The organism is Oceanobacillus polygoni (assembly GCF_008304605.1).
GTDB lineage: Bacteria > Bacillota > Bacilli > Bacillales > Amphibacillaceae > Oceanobacillus > Oceanobacillus polygoni.
The window spans coordinates 117,948-135,127 of sequence record NZ_PIJY01000026.1 but is presented as its reverse complement, the minus strand read 5'-3'; the positions used below and the strand labels follow the sequence as shown (position 1 = coordinate 135,127).

14 protein-coding genes are annotated in these 17,180 nt (G+C 37.0%); all 14 read left to right on the top strand.

Annotation, left to right across the window (positions count from 1 at the left end; all coding sequences use genetic code 11):
* The first annotated feature begins 19 nt into the window (after positions 1-19).
* The 14 genes from iolE (at position 20) to F1560_RS12445 (ending at position 17,069) form a co-directional block, all read left to right on the top strand.
* Positions 20-955 carry a myo-inosose-2 dehydratase gene (gene iolE / locus F1560_RS12510; RefSeq protein ID WP_149474969.1) on the top strand — a complete coding sequence of 312 codons (936 nt, stop codon included), beginning with the start codon at positions 20-22 and terminating at the stop codon, positions 953-955.
* A 36-nt stretch (positions 956-991) separates the two neighbouring features.
* On the top strand, positions 992-2,026 hold the full coding sequence (locus F1560_RS12505) for a Gfo/Idh/MocA family oxidoreductase (protein ID WP_149474968.1): 1,035 nt from the start codon (positions 992-994) through the stop codon (positions 2,024-2,026).
* A gap of 148 nt (positions 2,027-2,174) precedes the next feature.
* Complete coding sequence (locus F1560_RS12500) at positions 2,175-3,026, top strand: transketolase (RefSeq protein ID WP_149474967.1); 852 nt, start codon at positions 2,175-2,177, stop codon at positions 3,024-3,026.
* 3 nt (positions 3,027-3,029) lie between these two features.
* On the top strand, positions 3,030-3,983 hold the full coding sequence (locus tag F1560_RS12495) for a transketolase family protein (RefSeq protein WP_149474966.1): 954 nt from the start codon (positions 3,030-3,032) through the stop codon (positions 3,981-3,983).
* Between the two features lie 93 nt (positions 3,984-4,076).
* Positions 4,077-5,504 (top strand): aldehyde dehydrogenase family protein, encoded by a 1,428-nt coding sequence (locus F1560_RS12490; RefSeq protein ID WP_149474965.1) that lies wholly within the window; start codon positions 4,077-4,079, stop codon positions 5,502-5,504.
* A gap of 296 nt (positions 5,505-5,800) precedes the next feature.
* On the top strand, positions 5,801-6,832 hold the full coding sequence (gene iolG, locus F1560_RS12485; protein ID WP_149474964.1) for an inositol 2-dehydrogenase: 1,032 nt from the start codon (positions 5,801-5,803) through the stop codon (positions 6,830-6,832).
* A gap of 187 nt (positions 6,833-7,019) precedes the next feature.
* Positions 7,020-8,450, top strand: a complete 1,431-nt coding sequence (locus F1560_RS12480) for a sugar porter family MFS transporter (RefSeq protein ID WP_187773722.1) — start codon at positions 7,020-7,022, stop codon at positions 8,448-8,450.
* A 75-nt stretch (positions 8,451-8,525) separates the two neighbouring features.
* Complete coding sequence (locus F1560_RS12475; RefSeq protein ID WP_149474962.1) at positions 8,526-9,542, top strand: Gfo/Idh/MocA family protein; 1,017 nt, start codon at positions 8,526-8,528, stop codon at positions 9,540-9,542.
* A 69-nt stretch (positions 9,543-9,611) separates the two neighbouring features.
* Positions 9,612-10,409, top strand: a complete 798-nt coding sequence (locus F1560_RS12470; RefSeq protein WP_245347589.1) for a sugar phosphate isomerase/epimerase family protein — start codon at positions 9,612-9,614, stop codon at positions 10,407-10,409.
* Positions 10,410-10,895: 486 nt separating this feature from the next.
* A complete protein-coding gene (locus F1560_RS12465; RefSeq protein WP_245347562.1) occupies positions 10,896-12,380 on the top strand; it encodes a sugar ABC transporter ATP-binding protein in 1,485 nt (494 codons plus the stop codon).
* Positions 12,381-12,387: 7 nt separating this feature from the next.
* Positions 12,388-13,416: an ABC transporter permease gene (locus F1560_RS12460; protein WP_149474960.1), complete on the top strand. Its 1,029-nt coding sequence runs from the start codon at positions 12,388-12,390 to the stop codon at positions 13,414-13,416.
* A 104-nt stretch (positions 13,417-13,520) separates the two neighbouring features.
* Positions 13,521-14,534: a zinc-dependent alcohol dehydrogenase gene (locus F1560_RS12455; protein WP_149474959.1), complete on the top strand. Its 1,014-nt coding sequence runs from the start codon at positions 13,521-13,523 to the stop codon at positions 14,532-14,534.
* A gap of 205 nt (positions 14,535-14,739) precedes the next feature.
* On the top strand, positions 14,740-15,939 hold the full coding sequence (locus F1560_RS12450; RefSeq protein ID WP_149475325.1) for a Gfo/Idh/MocA family protein: 1,200 nt from the start codon (positions 14,740-14,742) through the stop codon (positions 15,937-15,939).
* Positions 15,940-16,088: 149 nt separating this feature from the next.
* Positions 16,089-17,069 (top strand): sugar ABC transporter substrate-binding protein, encoded by a 981-nt coding sequence (locus F1560_RS12445; protein WP_149474958.1) that lies wholly within the window; start codon positions 16,089-16,091, stop codon positions 17,067-17,069.
* Positions 17,070-17,180 lie beyond the last annotated feature (111 nt).

Genomic DNA, 17,180 nt, shown 5'->3' with positions numbered 1-17,180 from the left:
CAGGGAAGGAAGGGTAAAGATGAGCTTAGAGCAAGTGTCATTTCAAGTAGGAATCCACCCAATTAATTGGGTTGGCGAAGATGTGTTAGAGCATGGTGATTTTTATACGCATGAACAGGTAATGGGAGAGATTGCAGCTTTAGGCTTTAAAGGAACGGAAATCAGTCGAAAGTTTCCTACAGACAAACTGGAACTTAAAAAAGCTCTAAATCACCATGATTTGCAGTTAACGACACAATGGAAATCTGTTCTTTTTTCGGATTCAAAAAGGCATAAAGAAGAACTAAAATCCTATCGTGCCCATGTTGAATATTTAAAAGAATTTGGATGTAAAGTGATTAGTACCGCGGAAATTGGTGGGTCGATATTAAACCAAGATCCAAGACGTGGTCAGGATGAAACCTATGTAAATCGACTAGACAGTGATGGATGGAAATACGTAGTTGAAGGACTAAATAAAGCAGGAGAAATTGCTAAAGAAAATGGTATGGATCTTGTTTATCATCACCATGCAGGTACGGTCGTGGAGCAGCCAGAAGAAATCGATCAATTAATGGAAATGACAGATAAGAATCTTGTCTCACTTCTCTATGATACTGGTCATGGATACTATGGTGGAAACGACCCAGTAAAACTTCTTGAAAAGTATATCGATCGTGTGAAATATGTCCATCTAAAGGATGTACGACAAGATGTACTCGAGAGAGCGAGAAAAGAGAAGTTTGGGATTAGAAAATCAATTCGAAGTGGTTTATTTACAGTACCAGGTGATGGCGTACTTGATTTTGAACCTATCTTTAAAACCTTAATCGAAAATAATTATTCAGGCTGGGCGCTAATAGAGGGAGAACAAGATCCGATCGATCATAATCCATATGAATATGCAAAAAAATCAAAGGAATTTATTATTGATACAATCGGGAAAATAAAAGCTGCTAATATGACAAAAATATAAAGAATAAGAGACTTGATGTGAGAAAGGAAGAAGACTATGCAAGAAGTAATCCGTTGTGCGGTACTTGGTCTAGGAAGACTAGGATACTGGCATGCTGAAAATTTAGCGCATAAAGTAAAAGGTGCAGAGCTTGTTACGGTCATTGATCCAATGGAAGGAAGAGCAGAAGAAGTTGCAAAAGAACTTGGCGTAGCTAATTGGTCCAGGGATCCGGATGTAGCATTCCATGATGATCAAATTGATGCAGTTGTCATTGTAACACCTACGGCTACACATGCAGAACTAATTAAACGTGCTGCTAAAAATGGCAAACATATATTTGTTGAAAAACCATTAACACAAGAACTAAACGATGCCGATGAAGTCATTGCTGTACTTCAACAAGAAAATGTATTCTGTCAAGTTGGCTTCATGAGAAGATTCGACCCTGCTTATGCAGAAGCAAAAAGAAGAATTGAAGCAGGAGACATCGGGAAACCATTATACTTTAAAGCTGCAAGTCGAGATGGAAATGTTCCACATGAGGAATTTATTAAATACAGTGGTGGTATTTTCTTAGATGTAGCGATCCATGATTATGATATTGCACGCTTTTTGATGAATCAAGATGTGACATCTGTTCAATCTGGAGGGAACATTTTACTTGAATCCAATCAATTTATGAAGAAATACAATGATGTTGACCAAGGCTTCACTTACCTAACATTCGATGGTGGTGCAACAGGCGATGTCGAAACGATGCGCATCGCTCCATACGCCTATGATATTCGAGGAGAAGTAGTTGGAACAGAGGGAGCGATCCAAATAGGTTCGATGCGATCTACCGATGTCAAATTACTGACACCTAATGGAAGCACACATGACTTAATTCAAGACTTCCCATCCCGATTTAAAAATGCTTATTTACTTGAGATGATTCATTTTATTGATTCTTTACTACAAGACCAGGCGCCACTATGTACGGCAGTTGATGGAAAAGCAGCATTAGAAATTGCTGCAGCTGCAACAGAGTCTTACTTATCAGGTAAGGAAGTAGAGTTGAAAAACAGTATTGAAAAAAGTGTTATTTAGTTAACTAAACGCAGATAGGAAAACGTAAACCTTTCCTATCTGCATATGCACAACAAAGCATCCGCCAACCAATTGGCGAATGCAAATTTGCTTAATTTGATTAAGCGCTTAATCAAAAAAGAACACCAACTTTAAGGAGGAGTTTTCAATGAGTGAATTGCTACTAGAAGAACGCAAAGATTTATTAACAAAAAAGTCAATCGAAGCTAGAAAGCTAGTTGTTCAAACTGTCCATCATGCAGGAGCTGGACATATCGGGGGGCCGATGTCTGCTATCGATGTGTTGACAAATCTATATTTTAATGAAATGAACATTTCTACCGAGGATCCAAATGGAGAAGACAGGGATCGTTTTGTATTATCCAAAGGACATTCTGCTATCGGGTTATATCCAGTACTAGCTTTACGAGGATACTTTCCTATTGAAGAACTAAAAACATTTGATGCCATCAATTCGCGCCTACAAGCACATCCAGATATGACGATCCTACCTGGACTCGATATGTCAACAGGATCACTTGGCCAGGGGATTTCAGCTGCTGTTGGAATGGCACTTGGAGCAAAGCTGCAAAATAAAAACTTCCGCACGTACTGCATGATTGGAGACGGAGAATCACAAGAAGGTCAAGTATGGGAAGCGGCTGACGTAGCATCGAAATATAACTTAGATAACCTTGTTGTTATTTTGGATAACAACAAGATACAACAATTTGGCTGGGACGCTGGAAATCAAACGCGTGAAATTCCTGCTTTTAACCCGAAAGCGCGTTGGGAAGCATTTGGATGGTATGTGATTGAAATTGATGGTCATCATCACGAAGCAATTACAAATGCCTTCAGTGAAGCACGGAATGTTACTGGTAAACCAACAATGATTATTGCAAATACAGTAAAAGGAAAAGGTGTTTCCTTTATGGAAAATACGCACAATTGGCATTCACGGGTTCCAACGGATGAAGAACTCAGACAAGCGATTCAAGAATTGGAAACGGAGGTATAACAAATGAAAACTATCTTATCAACAAAAAAAGAGACGATGAGAGACGCATTAAGCAAAACGATATTACGACTATCAGAAGAAGATGAAAACGTGTATGTTTTGGATGGTGATTTGGCAACATCGACCAAGGTTGATATTGTTGCCAATGAAAACCCAGAGAAATTTTTACAAATGGGTATTGCTGAACAGAATATGATGAGTGTTGCATCAGGTCTTGCGACAACAGGATTACAACCATGGGCGTTCACATTTGCAGCGTTCCTATCTAAACGAGCGATTGACCAAATCCAAGTACAAATTGCTCAACCAAATTTAAACGTAAAGATGGTTGGTGGCTATAGTGGATTATTAACAGGTTTGACAGGAAAAACACACCAATCTTTAGAAGATATTGCTATTTTTCGTACATTAGCAAATATGGTTGTACTCGCACCAGCAGATAGTACGGAAGTAGAAAAAGTAATGGAATTTGCGCATCAATATGATGGCCCTGTTTATATTCGACTTGCACGTGATGCATATCCTGTTATCTTTTCGGATGATTATCAGTTTGAACTTGGAAAAGCAGTTACCTTAAAAGAAGGATCAGATGTGACGATCATTTCCACTGGAACGCAAACAAGCCGTTCGCTTGAAGCGGCAGAAAAATTAGAATCAGAAGGAATTTCCGTTGCAGTTGTTCATATGCCTTCGATTAAACCATTGGATAAAGAAGCAATTGTCAAAGCAGCAGAATCTACTGGTGCGATTGTAACGGCAGAGGAGCATAGCATCATTGGTGGATTAGGAAGTGCTGTAGCAGAAACGTTAGTCGAAGAAAAGCCAGTTCCTATGGTTCGCGTTGGTGTAAGAGATCGGAATGCTGAGTCTGGACCAAATGAAGCGATGCTTCAGAAATACGAAATTTCTTCTGATTATGTTGCTGCTGCTGTTAAGAAAGTATTGAAGAAAAAATAAGAAGAAAGAATTAAAGGGGCAGACATCTGCGTATTGGAAAGCGTCTGCCCAGAATCACTCTTTCTCTAGATAAAATAATAGGAGTTGAGAAGAATGCAAAGTAACTTCTTAAAAGAAAGATTATTTATTGGTGGGGAATGGATTGAAACGGAAGACACACATCAAGTCTACAATAAATATACAGGTGAACTGTATGCTGAAATTGCACTGGCAGATGAAGAAATTGTTGATCGAGCGATTGAAAAAGCAGTGCATGCCCACAAGCAAATTGATTTTCCTGTAGAACAACGCTATGAAGTGTTAATGCGTGCAGCAGAGCTCCTGCAGCAAAATCAGGCATCCTTTGCAGAAACGATTGCGATTGAAGGCGGTAAACCGATTACAGATGCAAAAGTGGAAGTAAGTCGTTCCGTGTCTACGTTACAAATTGCCGCAATGGAAGCAAAAAATCTAGTTGGTGAAATCATCCCGAACTATAATGCGGCAGGGCGATTTCTGTATACGGTGAAAAAACCAGTAGGTGCTGTTGCTGCAATTACACCTTTTAACTTTCCATTAAATTTGGTTGTTCATAAAGTAGGCCCAGCATTGGCTGCTGGAAATCCAATTATTATTAAACCAGCGTCAGATACAGCAACAACGACTGTAAAATTATGTGCGTTGTTAGAGGAAGCTGGTGTTCCGAGTGGCTATGTGCAGTGTGTTGTAGGAAGTGGACGCACCGTTGGCGAGCAGCTGCTAAATGATGAGCGAATTGCTCATTATACGTTTACGGGTTCACCTGCAGTTGGAAAGCATATTCAACAGACGATTGGTTTACGAAAAGCAACGTTAGAATTGGGCTCTAACTCGGCAACTATTGTTCATCATGATGCAGATGTAGCAAAAGCTGCTACAAAGGTTGCGAAAATGGCAAACGTGAATGCTGGTCAAGTTTGTATCTCGGTACAACGTGTTTTTGTCCATGAAACAGTTAAAGAAGCATTTCTCGAGACATTAATCAATGAAGTTTCTCGATTAAAGGTAGGAAATCCTTTAGATTCAGAAACAAATGTCGGACCTATGATTAGTGAAAAAGAAGCTATTCGTATCGAACAATGGGTAGAAGAAGCTGTAGCAGACGGTGCCATTGTTCAAACAGGTGGAAAAAGAGCAGGAAATATCTTTTATCCTACTGTTCTTACGAATGTAAAAAAAGGTATGAAAGTTGTCGATGAAGAAGCTTTTGCCCCTGTGGTTTCTGTTTCTCCATACGAAACAATCGAAGAAGCCATTGCATTGGTAAATGACTCAAAATATGGGTTACAGGCAGGTATTTATACGTCTGACTTGAATTTGTCCTATCAAATTCCTTATTTACTCGATGTCGGTGGCGTGATTGTTAACGATACGTCTAGTTTCCGAGCGGATCAAATGCCTTATGGTGGTGTGAAAGAAAGTGGAAATGGTAAGGAAGGTCCTGCATATGCGATTCAGGAATTAGTTGAAACAGTGACAGTTGTGGTGAATTTAGAAGAATAAACTGTAAGACATAGATAGACAGGTTAATAGAGATAGAGATAGAGATAGAGAAAACGATAATACGAATAAAGCTGAAGTTTACATGTATGAAAGAGAAAAAGTCCTCTTTGAACACCGAGCTAGAAATTTAGTGAAGTTATTCTAAAGAGGCTTTTCCTTTAGTAATTAAGAAAGCGTTAACACTTTTCTAACCATAGAAGTGCTCTAGTGCTCCTGGAACGTATCAAATGGAATTGAATGTCCAAGTTTTCTAATCGAATTTACAACAGTTGTAAAAAATAGAGGAGGATGAAGAAATGAGTAAAAACGAAATCATCATTGGTGTTATCGGCGCAGGAAGAATTGGAAAATTACACGTGAACAACCTTAAAAATTTACAAAATGTACGAGTGAAGACGGTTTCTGATGTTTTTATCGACCATTTGGGAGAGTGGTTTGAAACCTCTGGAGCAGAGCACCTGACAAAGAACTATCAAGACATCATAAGTGATCCAGAGATTGATGCGATATTGATCTGTTCGCCAACAAATACACATACGACAATCATCAAGGAAGCTGCTGCAGCAGGGAAGCATATTTTCTGTGAAAAACCAATTAGCTTTTCGGATGAAGAGACTTTAGAAGCTTTTGAAGCAGTTAAAAAGAGTGGCGTAAAATTCCAAATTGGATTCAATAGAAGATATGACCACAATTTTAGCAAAGTAAAAAGCTTGGTAGAAGAGAAAGAAATCGGTGATTTACATATTTTAAAAATCACATCAAGAGATCCTGCTCCACCTACCTTAGATTATGTATCAACTTCTGGTGGCCTTTTTATGGACATGACCATTCATGATTTTGATATGGCACGATTTATATCAGGATCCGAAGTAGTGGAAGTCTTTGCACAAGGCGCAGCATTAGTCAACCCGAAAGTTAGCGAATTAGGGGATATTGATACAGCTATCATCTCATTAAAATTTGCCAATGGTGCGGTTGGCGTTATTGATAATAGTCGTCAAGCTGTATATGGTTATGATCAACGTCTGGAAGCATTCGGAACAAAAGGATCAGCAAATGTAAAAAATGAAACAGAATCAAAGGTCGAATTTTTATCAGAAGCAGGTGTAAAAGAAGATAAACCATTACATTTCTTCTTAGAAAGGTACAATGATGCCTATATCAAAGAAGTAAAAGAATTCTTTAAAGCGATTAAAAATGATGAAGCAGTTTCATGTACGTTTAAAGATGGCATTATGGCACAACGAATTGCCATGGCAGCCAAAGAGTCTTTCGATACTGGAAAGCCAGTTCAAGTTGAACTATTGGACTACGTTTCCATAAAATAAGAAAAAATAGAGTTGATTCCATAGCTGACAATAGATCCCATAATTCGTTTCTATTCGGAATATTAATTAATAAAAAACACCAATTTGGCAGAGTCGGAAATAATTAATTACCCATATGACCTGGCGAATGAAGAGAAATTAAATGAATTGAGGTGAGGAGAGAGGAAGATATTCTTTCTCAATCATTATGCAAAATAATTCGAACTTCTTTATTATCAGGGTAGCTTTAGTAGCATCACTAGGTGGTTTGCTTTTTGGTTATGATACTGCAGTAATAGCTGGTGCTGAACAATCTGTGCAACTATATTTAGTTGATAGTTTAGGATTCGGTTCCCTTGTTCATGGCTTAACTGTTTCTAGTGCATTGATTGGTTGTATTGTAGGTGCTCTATTTTCTGGGATATTGTCTAATAATATCGGTCGACGCAATACGTTAATCATAGCAGCTATATTATTTGCTGTTTCATCCTTTGGCTCGGCTTATCCTGAACTGTTTTTCTTTACTGTAGGTGAACCAAATGTATCTTTGCTTATTACTTTTAATATTTATCGGATAATAGGTGGTATCGGGGTGGGTTTGGCTTCGGCAATAGCCCCAGTGTATATTAGTGAAATGAGTCCTCAACATATTAGAGGAAGATTAGTAGTAATGTATAATATGGCAGTCGTATTTGGGCAGACAGTTGTATATATCGTCAATTGGTTAATAACTTTGGGGAGACCTAGTGCTTGGGTTCACGAAATCGGATGGCGTTATATGTTTGCTTCAGAAATTGTTCCAGCAGTGCTATTTTTCGGTCTATTGTTCCTCATTCCAGAGTCTCCAAGATATTTGGCACTAAAAAACAAGGAAAAAAGAGCATTAAATGTTTTGGAAAAATTGTATGGTACAAAACAAGCAGCCTATAAAACACTAGAAAATATTAAGGACACATTGCGTATTCAAAATGAAAACTTTAATATATTCTATTACGGTAAAACAGTTTTAATTGTTGGTATAGCTATTGCTATGTTACAACAGTTTATTGGGATTAATATTATCCTGTATTATGCTCCACGAATTTTTGAAAGTCTTGGTGCAGGGCAATCTGCTTCAATGCTTCAAACAGTCCTTGTAGGTCTCATAGGTGTTGTTGTTTCATTTATTGCAATGCGTTATGTTGATACTTATGGTAGGAAATTTTTATTACTTATAGGTTCTGCAGGATGTGCTATATGTCTACTTGCAGTGGCTACACTTTTCTTATCAGGAATTTATGGAATTAGTACGTTGATTTTCATTTTGGCCTTTGTTGCTATATTCCAAATGACTTGGGGACCTGTAACATGGGTAATGCTTGCAGAAATTTTTCCAAATAAAATCAGAGGACAAGCTATCTCTATTGCCGTCACACTTCATTGGGGGGCGAACTTAGCAGCATCGTCTACTTTTCCACCGTTAAACGAAGCATTCGGTGCAGGTTCATTTTTTATTTACGGTACGATCAGTATTCTTGCTTTCTTCTTCGTTTGGAAATTTGTTCCTGAAACAAAGGGTAAATCATTAGAAGAATTAGAAGACATTTGGCTTAACAAAAATGTTGAAACAAAAGAAGATAAAATTGCTACTGGCTCTTAGGCAGGTCAGTTAAATATCTAGTTAATTAATAAAAATAAAGCGCTTAATCTGAGATTAATATTGGAGGTAAACATTATGAAGGAAATAAATTGGGGGATACTTAGCACTGCGAATATCGCATTTGAACAAGTGGTACCAGCTATACGGCGATCAAATCGGGCATTGGTCTCAGCTGTCGCATCCCGAAGCAGAGAAAAGGCTGAGCGATTTAAAACATCTGTAATCTATGATTCTTATGAAGAGCTATTAAATGATTCATCGATTGATGCAGTATATATCCCACTCCCGAATTCCTTGCATAAAGAATGGGCTGTAAAAGCGATGAACGCTAAGAAGCATGTTTTACTTGAAAAACCAGCTGCATTAACAGTGGAGGATATGCTGGAAATAAAAGAAGCAGCAGATGCGAACAATGTTGTTTTTATGGAAGCATTTATGTATCAATTCCATAGTCAACACAGAAGAGTAAGAGAATTATTGGATTCAACTATTATCGGTGAATTCCGTCACTTGAAAGCAAATTTTTCCTGGATGCTTGATAACCCGAATGATATTCGACTTAATCGAGAACTTGGTGGTGGTGCGATGTGGGATGTAGGATGTTACGGGGTGCATGCTGTCACTCAGATTATTGGAATGAAGCCAATCAAGGTATCGATGACTGGTCACATTCATCCGGAATTTAATGTTGATTTATCATCAACCTGTGTTTTCATTGATGAACAAAATAGAACAGCAGAGGTTTCTGCTTCCATGGAACTACCTTTTATAGATCGATATGAAATTATCGGATCACAAGGTTCCATCTTGGTTGAGTCATCATTCCGCCCAGATGTTTCAGTTAATCAGCGTGGTAAAGTGAGTGTAAAAGATATGGATGGCAATATTATCTTATATGAAACATTTAAAGAAGATCAATATCTCAATCAAGTAGAACATTTTCATGATTGTATTTTGGAAGGGGAGAAACCAGTATACAGTGCAGAAAATTCAATTGAAATAACACGCTATATACAATCAAGCTATCAATCCCTGCATAACGATTCACGCTTAACGGATATTCCAACAAATAAATGCAATTTAAAAGTTTGAATAAGGTACCATCAAAAGATGCAACAATAGCAATTAGAGAGGGAGAAGGAAGGATGTATTCAATTGAAAATGGGGATTTGTGCATGGTCCGTTCCAATGGATGGACCATATGGAGTAAAAGTAGCATCAGACTATGGTTTTAAAGGAATGCAGCTAGATATTGGAGAGCCAGAAAGAGGTTTTCAGCTTTCCTATTCTCACGTACAAAAGGCTTATATGCAATTTGCAAAAGAACATGATATTACTTTTACGGCTATATCTGTAAGGTTATTCGATCGATATGGGATGACTAGAGAAAATGGAACTCCTGAAAAAGATATGGTGCTGGAAGGTATTGAAAAAGCTATCCAGGCAGCTGAAACGATGCACATTCCGATCGTTATGCTTGGAAGTTTTTTAGATGGCGAAATAAAGAACGACGAAGATTTTAATCGTACGACAGAATGTTTAGTGAAAGCTTGCGAAATGGCTGAAGGGAAAGGCATTATTATTGCGACAGAAAATTTACTATCCATTGAAGAAAATAAGAAACTTTTTGAGGTAGTAGATAAAGAAAACCTTAAACTTTACTTTGATACTCAAAATTACTATTTAAATAGAGATTATAATGCAGCTGAAATGGTAAGGGAGCTTTATGATTTTATTTGTGAAGTACATGTGAAAGACGGCATAGGCCATATAAGTGGATCACTTCTAGGCGAGGGAGATTCAAACTTTTTCGAAACAATGGAAGCATTAAAAGAGAAAGGGTATCGAGGCTGGGTTCTTATTGAAAATTATTATGATCAAAAACCATTATCAAATGAAAACGAAAATCCGCTAGAATTACTTAAAAAAGATGTAAATATATTGAAGAAAATAATGTAGATCACTACTTTATGATGATATTCGCAGCCCGAGAGGCAACAGCCTTAGCCTCTTCTGGGTTGAAAATACGTTATATAAAATCAAGCTACTAACCTAACGGATATCTAAATGGTAATTATATTTTAAAAATTTAAATATTGACTTTTTAGAAACTTTTAAATAAAATAGGATTATAGATTAAGCGCTTTACTATTGAGGTGATTAAAACTGTAGATGTTCTTTATGATGAAGCTATTCATTCAGAACTATATTTCAGTAACTAAGAGTATAATTGTAAGCGATTTCTTGCGAGAAAGGATTCGTAAGCTACAATTATTAAAAACACTTTCATTCGGTAAAGCGCTTAAATTATATGAAGTTTAATCTTAGGTAGATAGCAATAGAAATTGCCGCAGTATTAACGAAGTAATTAGCAGTTAGGAAAAACAATATAACTGTAAATGAGAAGGTACAAGTATGATTTAAAAAGGAAAGGAGCGATTTACTTTGCTTTTAAAAATGAAAGACGTCAGTAAATCCTTTTCTGGTGTCCAAGTTCTTCATGATATTAATTTGGAAGTAGAAGAAGGTGAAGTGCATGTATTGTTGGGGGAAAATGGTGCGGGTAAATCGACAATTATTAAAATTTTGACTGGTGCTTATACGAAAGATACCGGCCAAATCAAATGGGAGAATGAGATTTTAGAAGTGGCTGAACCAAAAGATGCGATTGACGCAGGTATAGCTACAATTTATCAAGAGTTAAACCTTATTCCAGAGCTATCCGTCATGGAGAATATCTTCTTAGGTCACGAACAAAAGAAAAGAAGTAAATTCTCCCTGCTAAATCGATCAGCGATGAAGAAAAGAGCAAAAGAGTTAATGAAGCGCTTAGGACAAAACACAGATCCAGATGAGCTAGTTCAAAACCTTGGGGTAGGTCAGCAACAGTTAGTGGAAATTGCGAAAGCGCTATCACTTAATGCCAAGTTAATCATAATGGACGAGCCAACTTCTAGTTTAAGTGGGAACGAGGTTGAACAGCTACTTCAAACTGTTGAACGATTGCGTAAACAAGGGATGACATTTATTTATATCTCACACCGCCTTGAAGAAATTAAGCGGATAGGAGACCGGATTACGATTTTAAGAGATGGTACAAAAGTAAAAACAGTTGATGTAAATAACACTTCGATTGATGAAATGATAACGCTTATGGTTGGTCGAACACTTAATAATAAGTTTCCAAAAATAGAATTTAAGAAAGGAAACGAGGGGCTCAGAGTAGAGCGTTTAAAACTTACTCCAGAGTCTCAAGAAATTAATTTTACTGCATATGCAGGAGAAATTTTAGGTTTCTCAGGACTTGTGGGTGCAGGTAGAACAGAGTTAATGCGGGGCATCTTCGCAGCAGATTCAATAGAGTCTGGTGACATCTATATTTTTGGGGAAAAGAAAAAAATTCGTCAGCCAAAGGATGCAATTAAAGAAGGTATTGCATTTATTACGGAGGATCGGAAAGAGGAAGGTCTTTTCCTGGATCAACCATTATACTTCAATAAAACGATTGCGAAATTAGAACAGGTGAAAAAGAATGGATTAATTAGTGTGAAAGGTCAAAAAAATATTGCGGATAAGTATGTAGAAAGTTTAAAAATCAGACCGAATAACATTAACCTTTTAGCTCGACATTTAAGTGGAGGGAACCAGCAAAAAGTAGTAATTGCTAAGTGGCTTTTTACACAAGCTAAAGTATTTATTTTTGATGAACCGACACGTGGTATTGATGTAGGTGCGAAAGTAGAAGTTTACAATTTAATTAACGAGCTAGTAAAGTCGGGAGCTTGTGTCATTATTGTCTCCTCCGAATTACCGGAGATTTTAGGAATGTGCGATCGTATTATTGTAATGCATGAAGGTGCACTTACAGGCGATTTTAATCGGGATGAAGTAGATCAGGAAATTATTATGAAAGCTGCTACAGGAGGTTGATTAAAAAATGGAAGAACGTATAAAAAATGTAGAAGAACAGATAGAAATTAAACAAGAGGCAGTTATCCCACCTGAAAAGGAAGGAAGAAAATGGAGCCCGAAGACGATTGTAGATAAATTTGGTGCTTTGTTTGGCCTAATCGGTTTATCCATTATTATGACCATTCTAGCACCGACTTTTATGACTGTTGATAATTTGATGAACGTTGCTAGGCAAGCATCGATCAATGCTTTATTGTCACTTGGTATGCTTTTACCAATTATAACAGCTGGTATCGATTTATCGGTAGGATCAATTTTAGCTTTATCTATCGTTATGGGTGGGCTCGTAACTGTAACGTGGGGAATGTCTCCAATTATAGGGTTGATAGCCTTACTAGTTATAGGGGCACTTGCGGGATTAATTAATGGTTTGTTATTAACAAAATTACGTCTGCCACATCCATTTATTTCTACACTTGGAACAATGAATGTATATCGTGGACTTGCACTAATAATTACAGGAGCTTCACCTATTTTTGGTTTTCCTTTATTAATGAACTATGTTGGCCAGGAAAGTATAAGCATTGTACCGGTTAGTTTTATATTAGTTATTGTTGTAGCTATTATCATGCATATCTTCTTAAATCGAACTGCTACGGGAAGATATATTTATGCTATTGGTGGAAATAAAGAAGCAGCGCGTCTGTCCGGTATTCCTGTTGATCGTGTTTTAATCATTGTCTACACAGTAAGTGGTTTTATGGCTGCGCTTGGAGGTCTAGTTCTAATAGGAAGAACGAACTCAGCATCACCTATCGCAGGACTGACCTATGAATTGGATGCAATCGCCGCTGTTATTATTGGTGGAGCAAGTTTCTTTGGAGGAGTAGGTACGGTAATAGGAACTTTAATCGGTGCATTAATCATTGCAGTGCTTCGTAATGGATTGAACTTAATTGGTACATCCTCTGATTTACAGACAGTTGTCATTGGTGTTGTTATAATTTTGGCGGTATTTGTTGATGTGTTACGTAGGAAGGGTGCCAAGAAATAAATCAGTTCGTCTTTTGAGAGGAGAGAGGTATTCGATAACTCTTTAGTAGAATGGCCCCTTAACTTCAAATTATTACAATCAATTTATTAAAAGGAAGTGAGCAAATGCTAACAGGTGTATTTAAAGAAGTTGGAAAATTAGAACTACAAGAAAGGGAAGAACCGAAGTTGATTTCAGAGACAGAAGTAAAAATAAAGATAGAAGTCGCTAGTATATGTGGTACGGATGTTCATATATTATCAGACCCCCCAGGTCATCCAGCGACTACAGATACAATATTAGGCCATGAGTATGTAGGGGAAGTAGTTGAAATTGGAAAGAAAGTAAGAAATGTAGCAGTTGGAGATCGAGTTATCGTCGATCCAACAACTACTTGTGGGGAATGTAACTATTGCAAAAATGGAATAGCGAATATGTGTGAAAACAGTTCAAGTATTGGGATTTTCGAAGATGGAGGTTGGGCACCTTATAGTGTATTGCCAGCCAAAAATGTGTACAAGGTTTCTAAAACAGTACCTCCAGAAATAGCTGTACTGGCTGAGCCGTTATCATGCGTTATTAATGGGAGTGAAAAAGTAAAAGTGCAGCCAGGAGATAGTGTAGTTATTCTTGGTGCAGGGCCAATGGGACAGCTATTTACGCAAGTAGTAAAAGCTGCTGGTGCAGGAAAAGTAATTTGCTCAGACTTCTCTGATTATAGGTTAAGCTATTCAGAAAAATCTGGTGCCACGCGCGTTGTGAATGCAAAGCATGATGATATCTTACAAATTGTAAAGGAAGAAACGGAAATTGGTGCAGATGTCGTGATTGATTGTGTAGGTGCTTTATTCGATCAAACTCTTGATCTTGTTCGCAAAGGAGGACAAGTTTTACTAGTTGGAATGAATGAACATGCAAGTCCAACCATCAGTCAATATAAAATTACTAGAGAAGAAATTACTGTTAAAGGTACTTATATACAAAACTATGATTTTCCAAAAGTAATAAAAATTTTAGAAGCCAATTTACTAAATCTTGAAACGCTCATTACTCATAAAATCACATTAGACCAAATACATGAAGGAGTGGAGACGATGAGGAAAGGAGACGCGATTAAAGTAGTTGTGTATCCAACATAATGGATTAAATTTAAGTTTTTATAAATTCTAATAGAAATTAGTACAGAAAAATTAGAAGAGTTAAAGGGATTGTTAGATGAATAATTTTTTTCATTACTCTTTCAGTCAAAAGAAGTCTGAATGAAAAAATAACTATTAATTAATCGTTAAGACGTTTAAATGAACTAGAAATCAAATAATTAAAAGTAGGAGAGATTTAGTGAGCATAGATAAGAAGCAAGTTAGAGTAGGAATGATTGGTTATAAATTCATGGGGAAAGCCCATAGTAATGCATATCGTAATCTTCCATTTTTTTTCGATTCAAAGGTTGTTCCAATTATGCAGTCGATCTCTGGTCGAGATGAAGCAGGAGTAAAAGAAGCTGCTCAAAAAATGGGCTGGGCATCTTATGAAACCGATTGGCGAGAGTTGATAGAGCGAGATGATATTGATGTAATCGACATCGTAACTCCAAATAGTACACATTTTGAAATGGCAATTGCAGCAGCTGAAGCAGGAAAGCATGTTATATGTGAAAAGCCACTTGCAATGAACGTTGATCAAGCGAAAAGGATGTATAATGCCGTACAAAAAAACGGGGTAATTCATATGATTTGTCACAACTATCGTTTTGCCCCGGCTGTTCAATTTGCGAAAAAACTCATAGAACAGGGTCGTATAGGAAAGATTCGTCATATCCGTGGTACCTATTTACAGGATGCTTATTTAGATCCGAAATCCCCGATAACTTGGCGAGCGAGAAAAGAAATTACCGGTTCTGGCGTGCTTGGTGATATTGGTTCGCATAGTCTAGATTTAGCAAGATTTTTAGTAGGTGAATTTCAAGAAGTTGTAGGTATGACGGAAACATTTGTAAATCAAAGACCAGTGGAGACCAATTCTCATATAGAACAAGTGGAAAATATGCAGATGGAAGATGTGACTGTAGAAGACTCAGCTGTAATAATTGCACGTTTCGAAAATGGAGCAATTGGAACTTTTGAAGCAACGAAACTTGCTGGTGGTAACCTAAATGGCAATCGTTTTGAAATAAATGGAGAAAAAGGATCAATACGCTGGGATTTAGAGAACTTGAATAATCTTGAAGTGTATTTTGCTGATGATGAACCTGGTTTACGAGGGTACAGGACTATTAATTGTACGGAAACATATCACCCGTATGCGAATGTATATTGGCCAGTGGGACACATCATTGGCTATGAACATACTTTTATTAATCTTCTGTCTGATTTTATGAACGGAATTTATGAGGGTATTAGTCCAAAGCCAAACTTTGAAGATGGTTTACGAAACCAAATCGTACTTGATTCAATAGAAAAATCAGTTCTACAAAAATCATGGGTTAGTGTCTCGGAGAATATAAGTAGGACAATAGGTAGAGATCTTGCTATATCTAAGAATTAAGTAGATCCATTTATGATTTAGCTAAAAGTTAACCTTTATACGAAGCCGATTGAGATCCCATGAAAGATAACTGATACTGAACTCTAGAATCTAGAGTGTGAATCTACTATTAAAACAACAAATATATTAAAGAAAAGGTAGTGGGGAAAATGAGAAAAATTAAATATCAATTATTTGCCATAATTTCTATAGCTTTATTGATTTTGGCTGGTTGTAATGGAAAAGGTGATGCAAGTTCTACAGGTGAAAACGATGGAAATGACGATGGTAAACCGAATATTGCAGTAGTGTTAAAAGGTTCTGATCAAGAGTATTTCAAGTTAGCTGAACAAGGTGCAAAACAGGCATTTGAAGACTTTGATGTGAATGGCACATTTCTTGCTGCTTCTACTCAAACAAATACGACAGAAATTATTAATATTCTAGAAGATCTATTAATTGAAGAACCAGATGCATTAGTGGCAATGCCAAGCACTGAAGAGCAAACCCCAGTCCTAAAGAGATATCATGAAAAAGGTATACCTGTATTGTTAATAGATACCGATCTTGACTGGGGTGACAAGACAACATACATTGGTACAAATAACTATACGGCTGGTCAAGAAGCTGGTAAATTTTTGGCCTCTACATTATCAGATGGAGATGAAATTGCAATTTTAGAAGGCGTATCAGGTGCTGCAGTAAGTGAGCAAAGGGTTAAAGGTGTTGAAGATGTAATGGAAGAGGAAGGAATTAAAATTGTTGCATCACTGGCAGCTGATTTTGACCGTGTAAAAGCTGTAACTACGATGGAAAATATTTTGACCGCTAATCCAAATATTAAAGGTATTTTTACAGCAAACGATGAAATGGCTATGGGTGCTTATGAAGTAGTAAAATCACGTAATTTAGATATACCAATTATTGGTATCGATGGAACTAGTGATGCACTGGAGTCAATAAGTAATGCTGGGTTAACTGCAACAGTAGCCCAAAGCCCTTATCAAATGGGATATCAAGGCGTCGAAAATGCATTGAAAGTTGTAAATGGAGAAACGATAGAGAAGGAAATTGACATTAAAATTGAAGTACTTACGGAAGAAAATGCTGGAGATAGTTTAGTAGAAATAAATGCTATTTTAAGTAAATGATTTTTTTAAAAAATGAAACTTCATTTTGTGTGGGTTTTACTGCCCGTAAATTTGGGATAAATCTATTAGTTTATTGAATTAGTATACTAGGAGCGACAAGATAATGGGAAA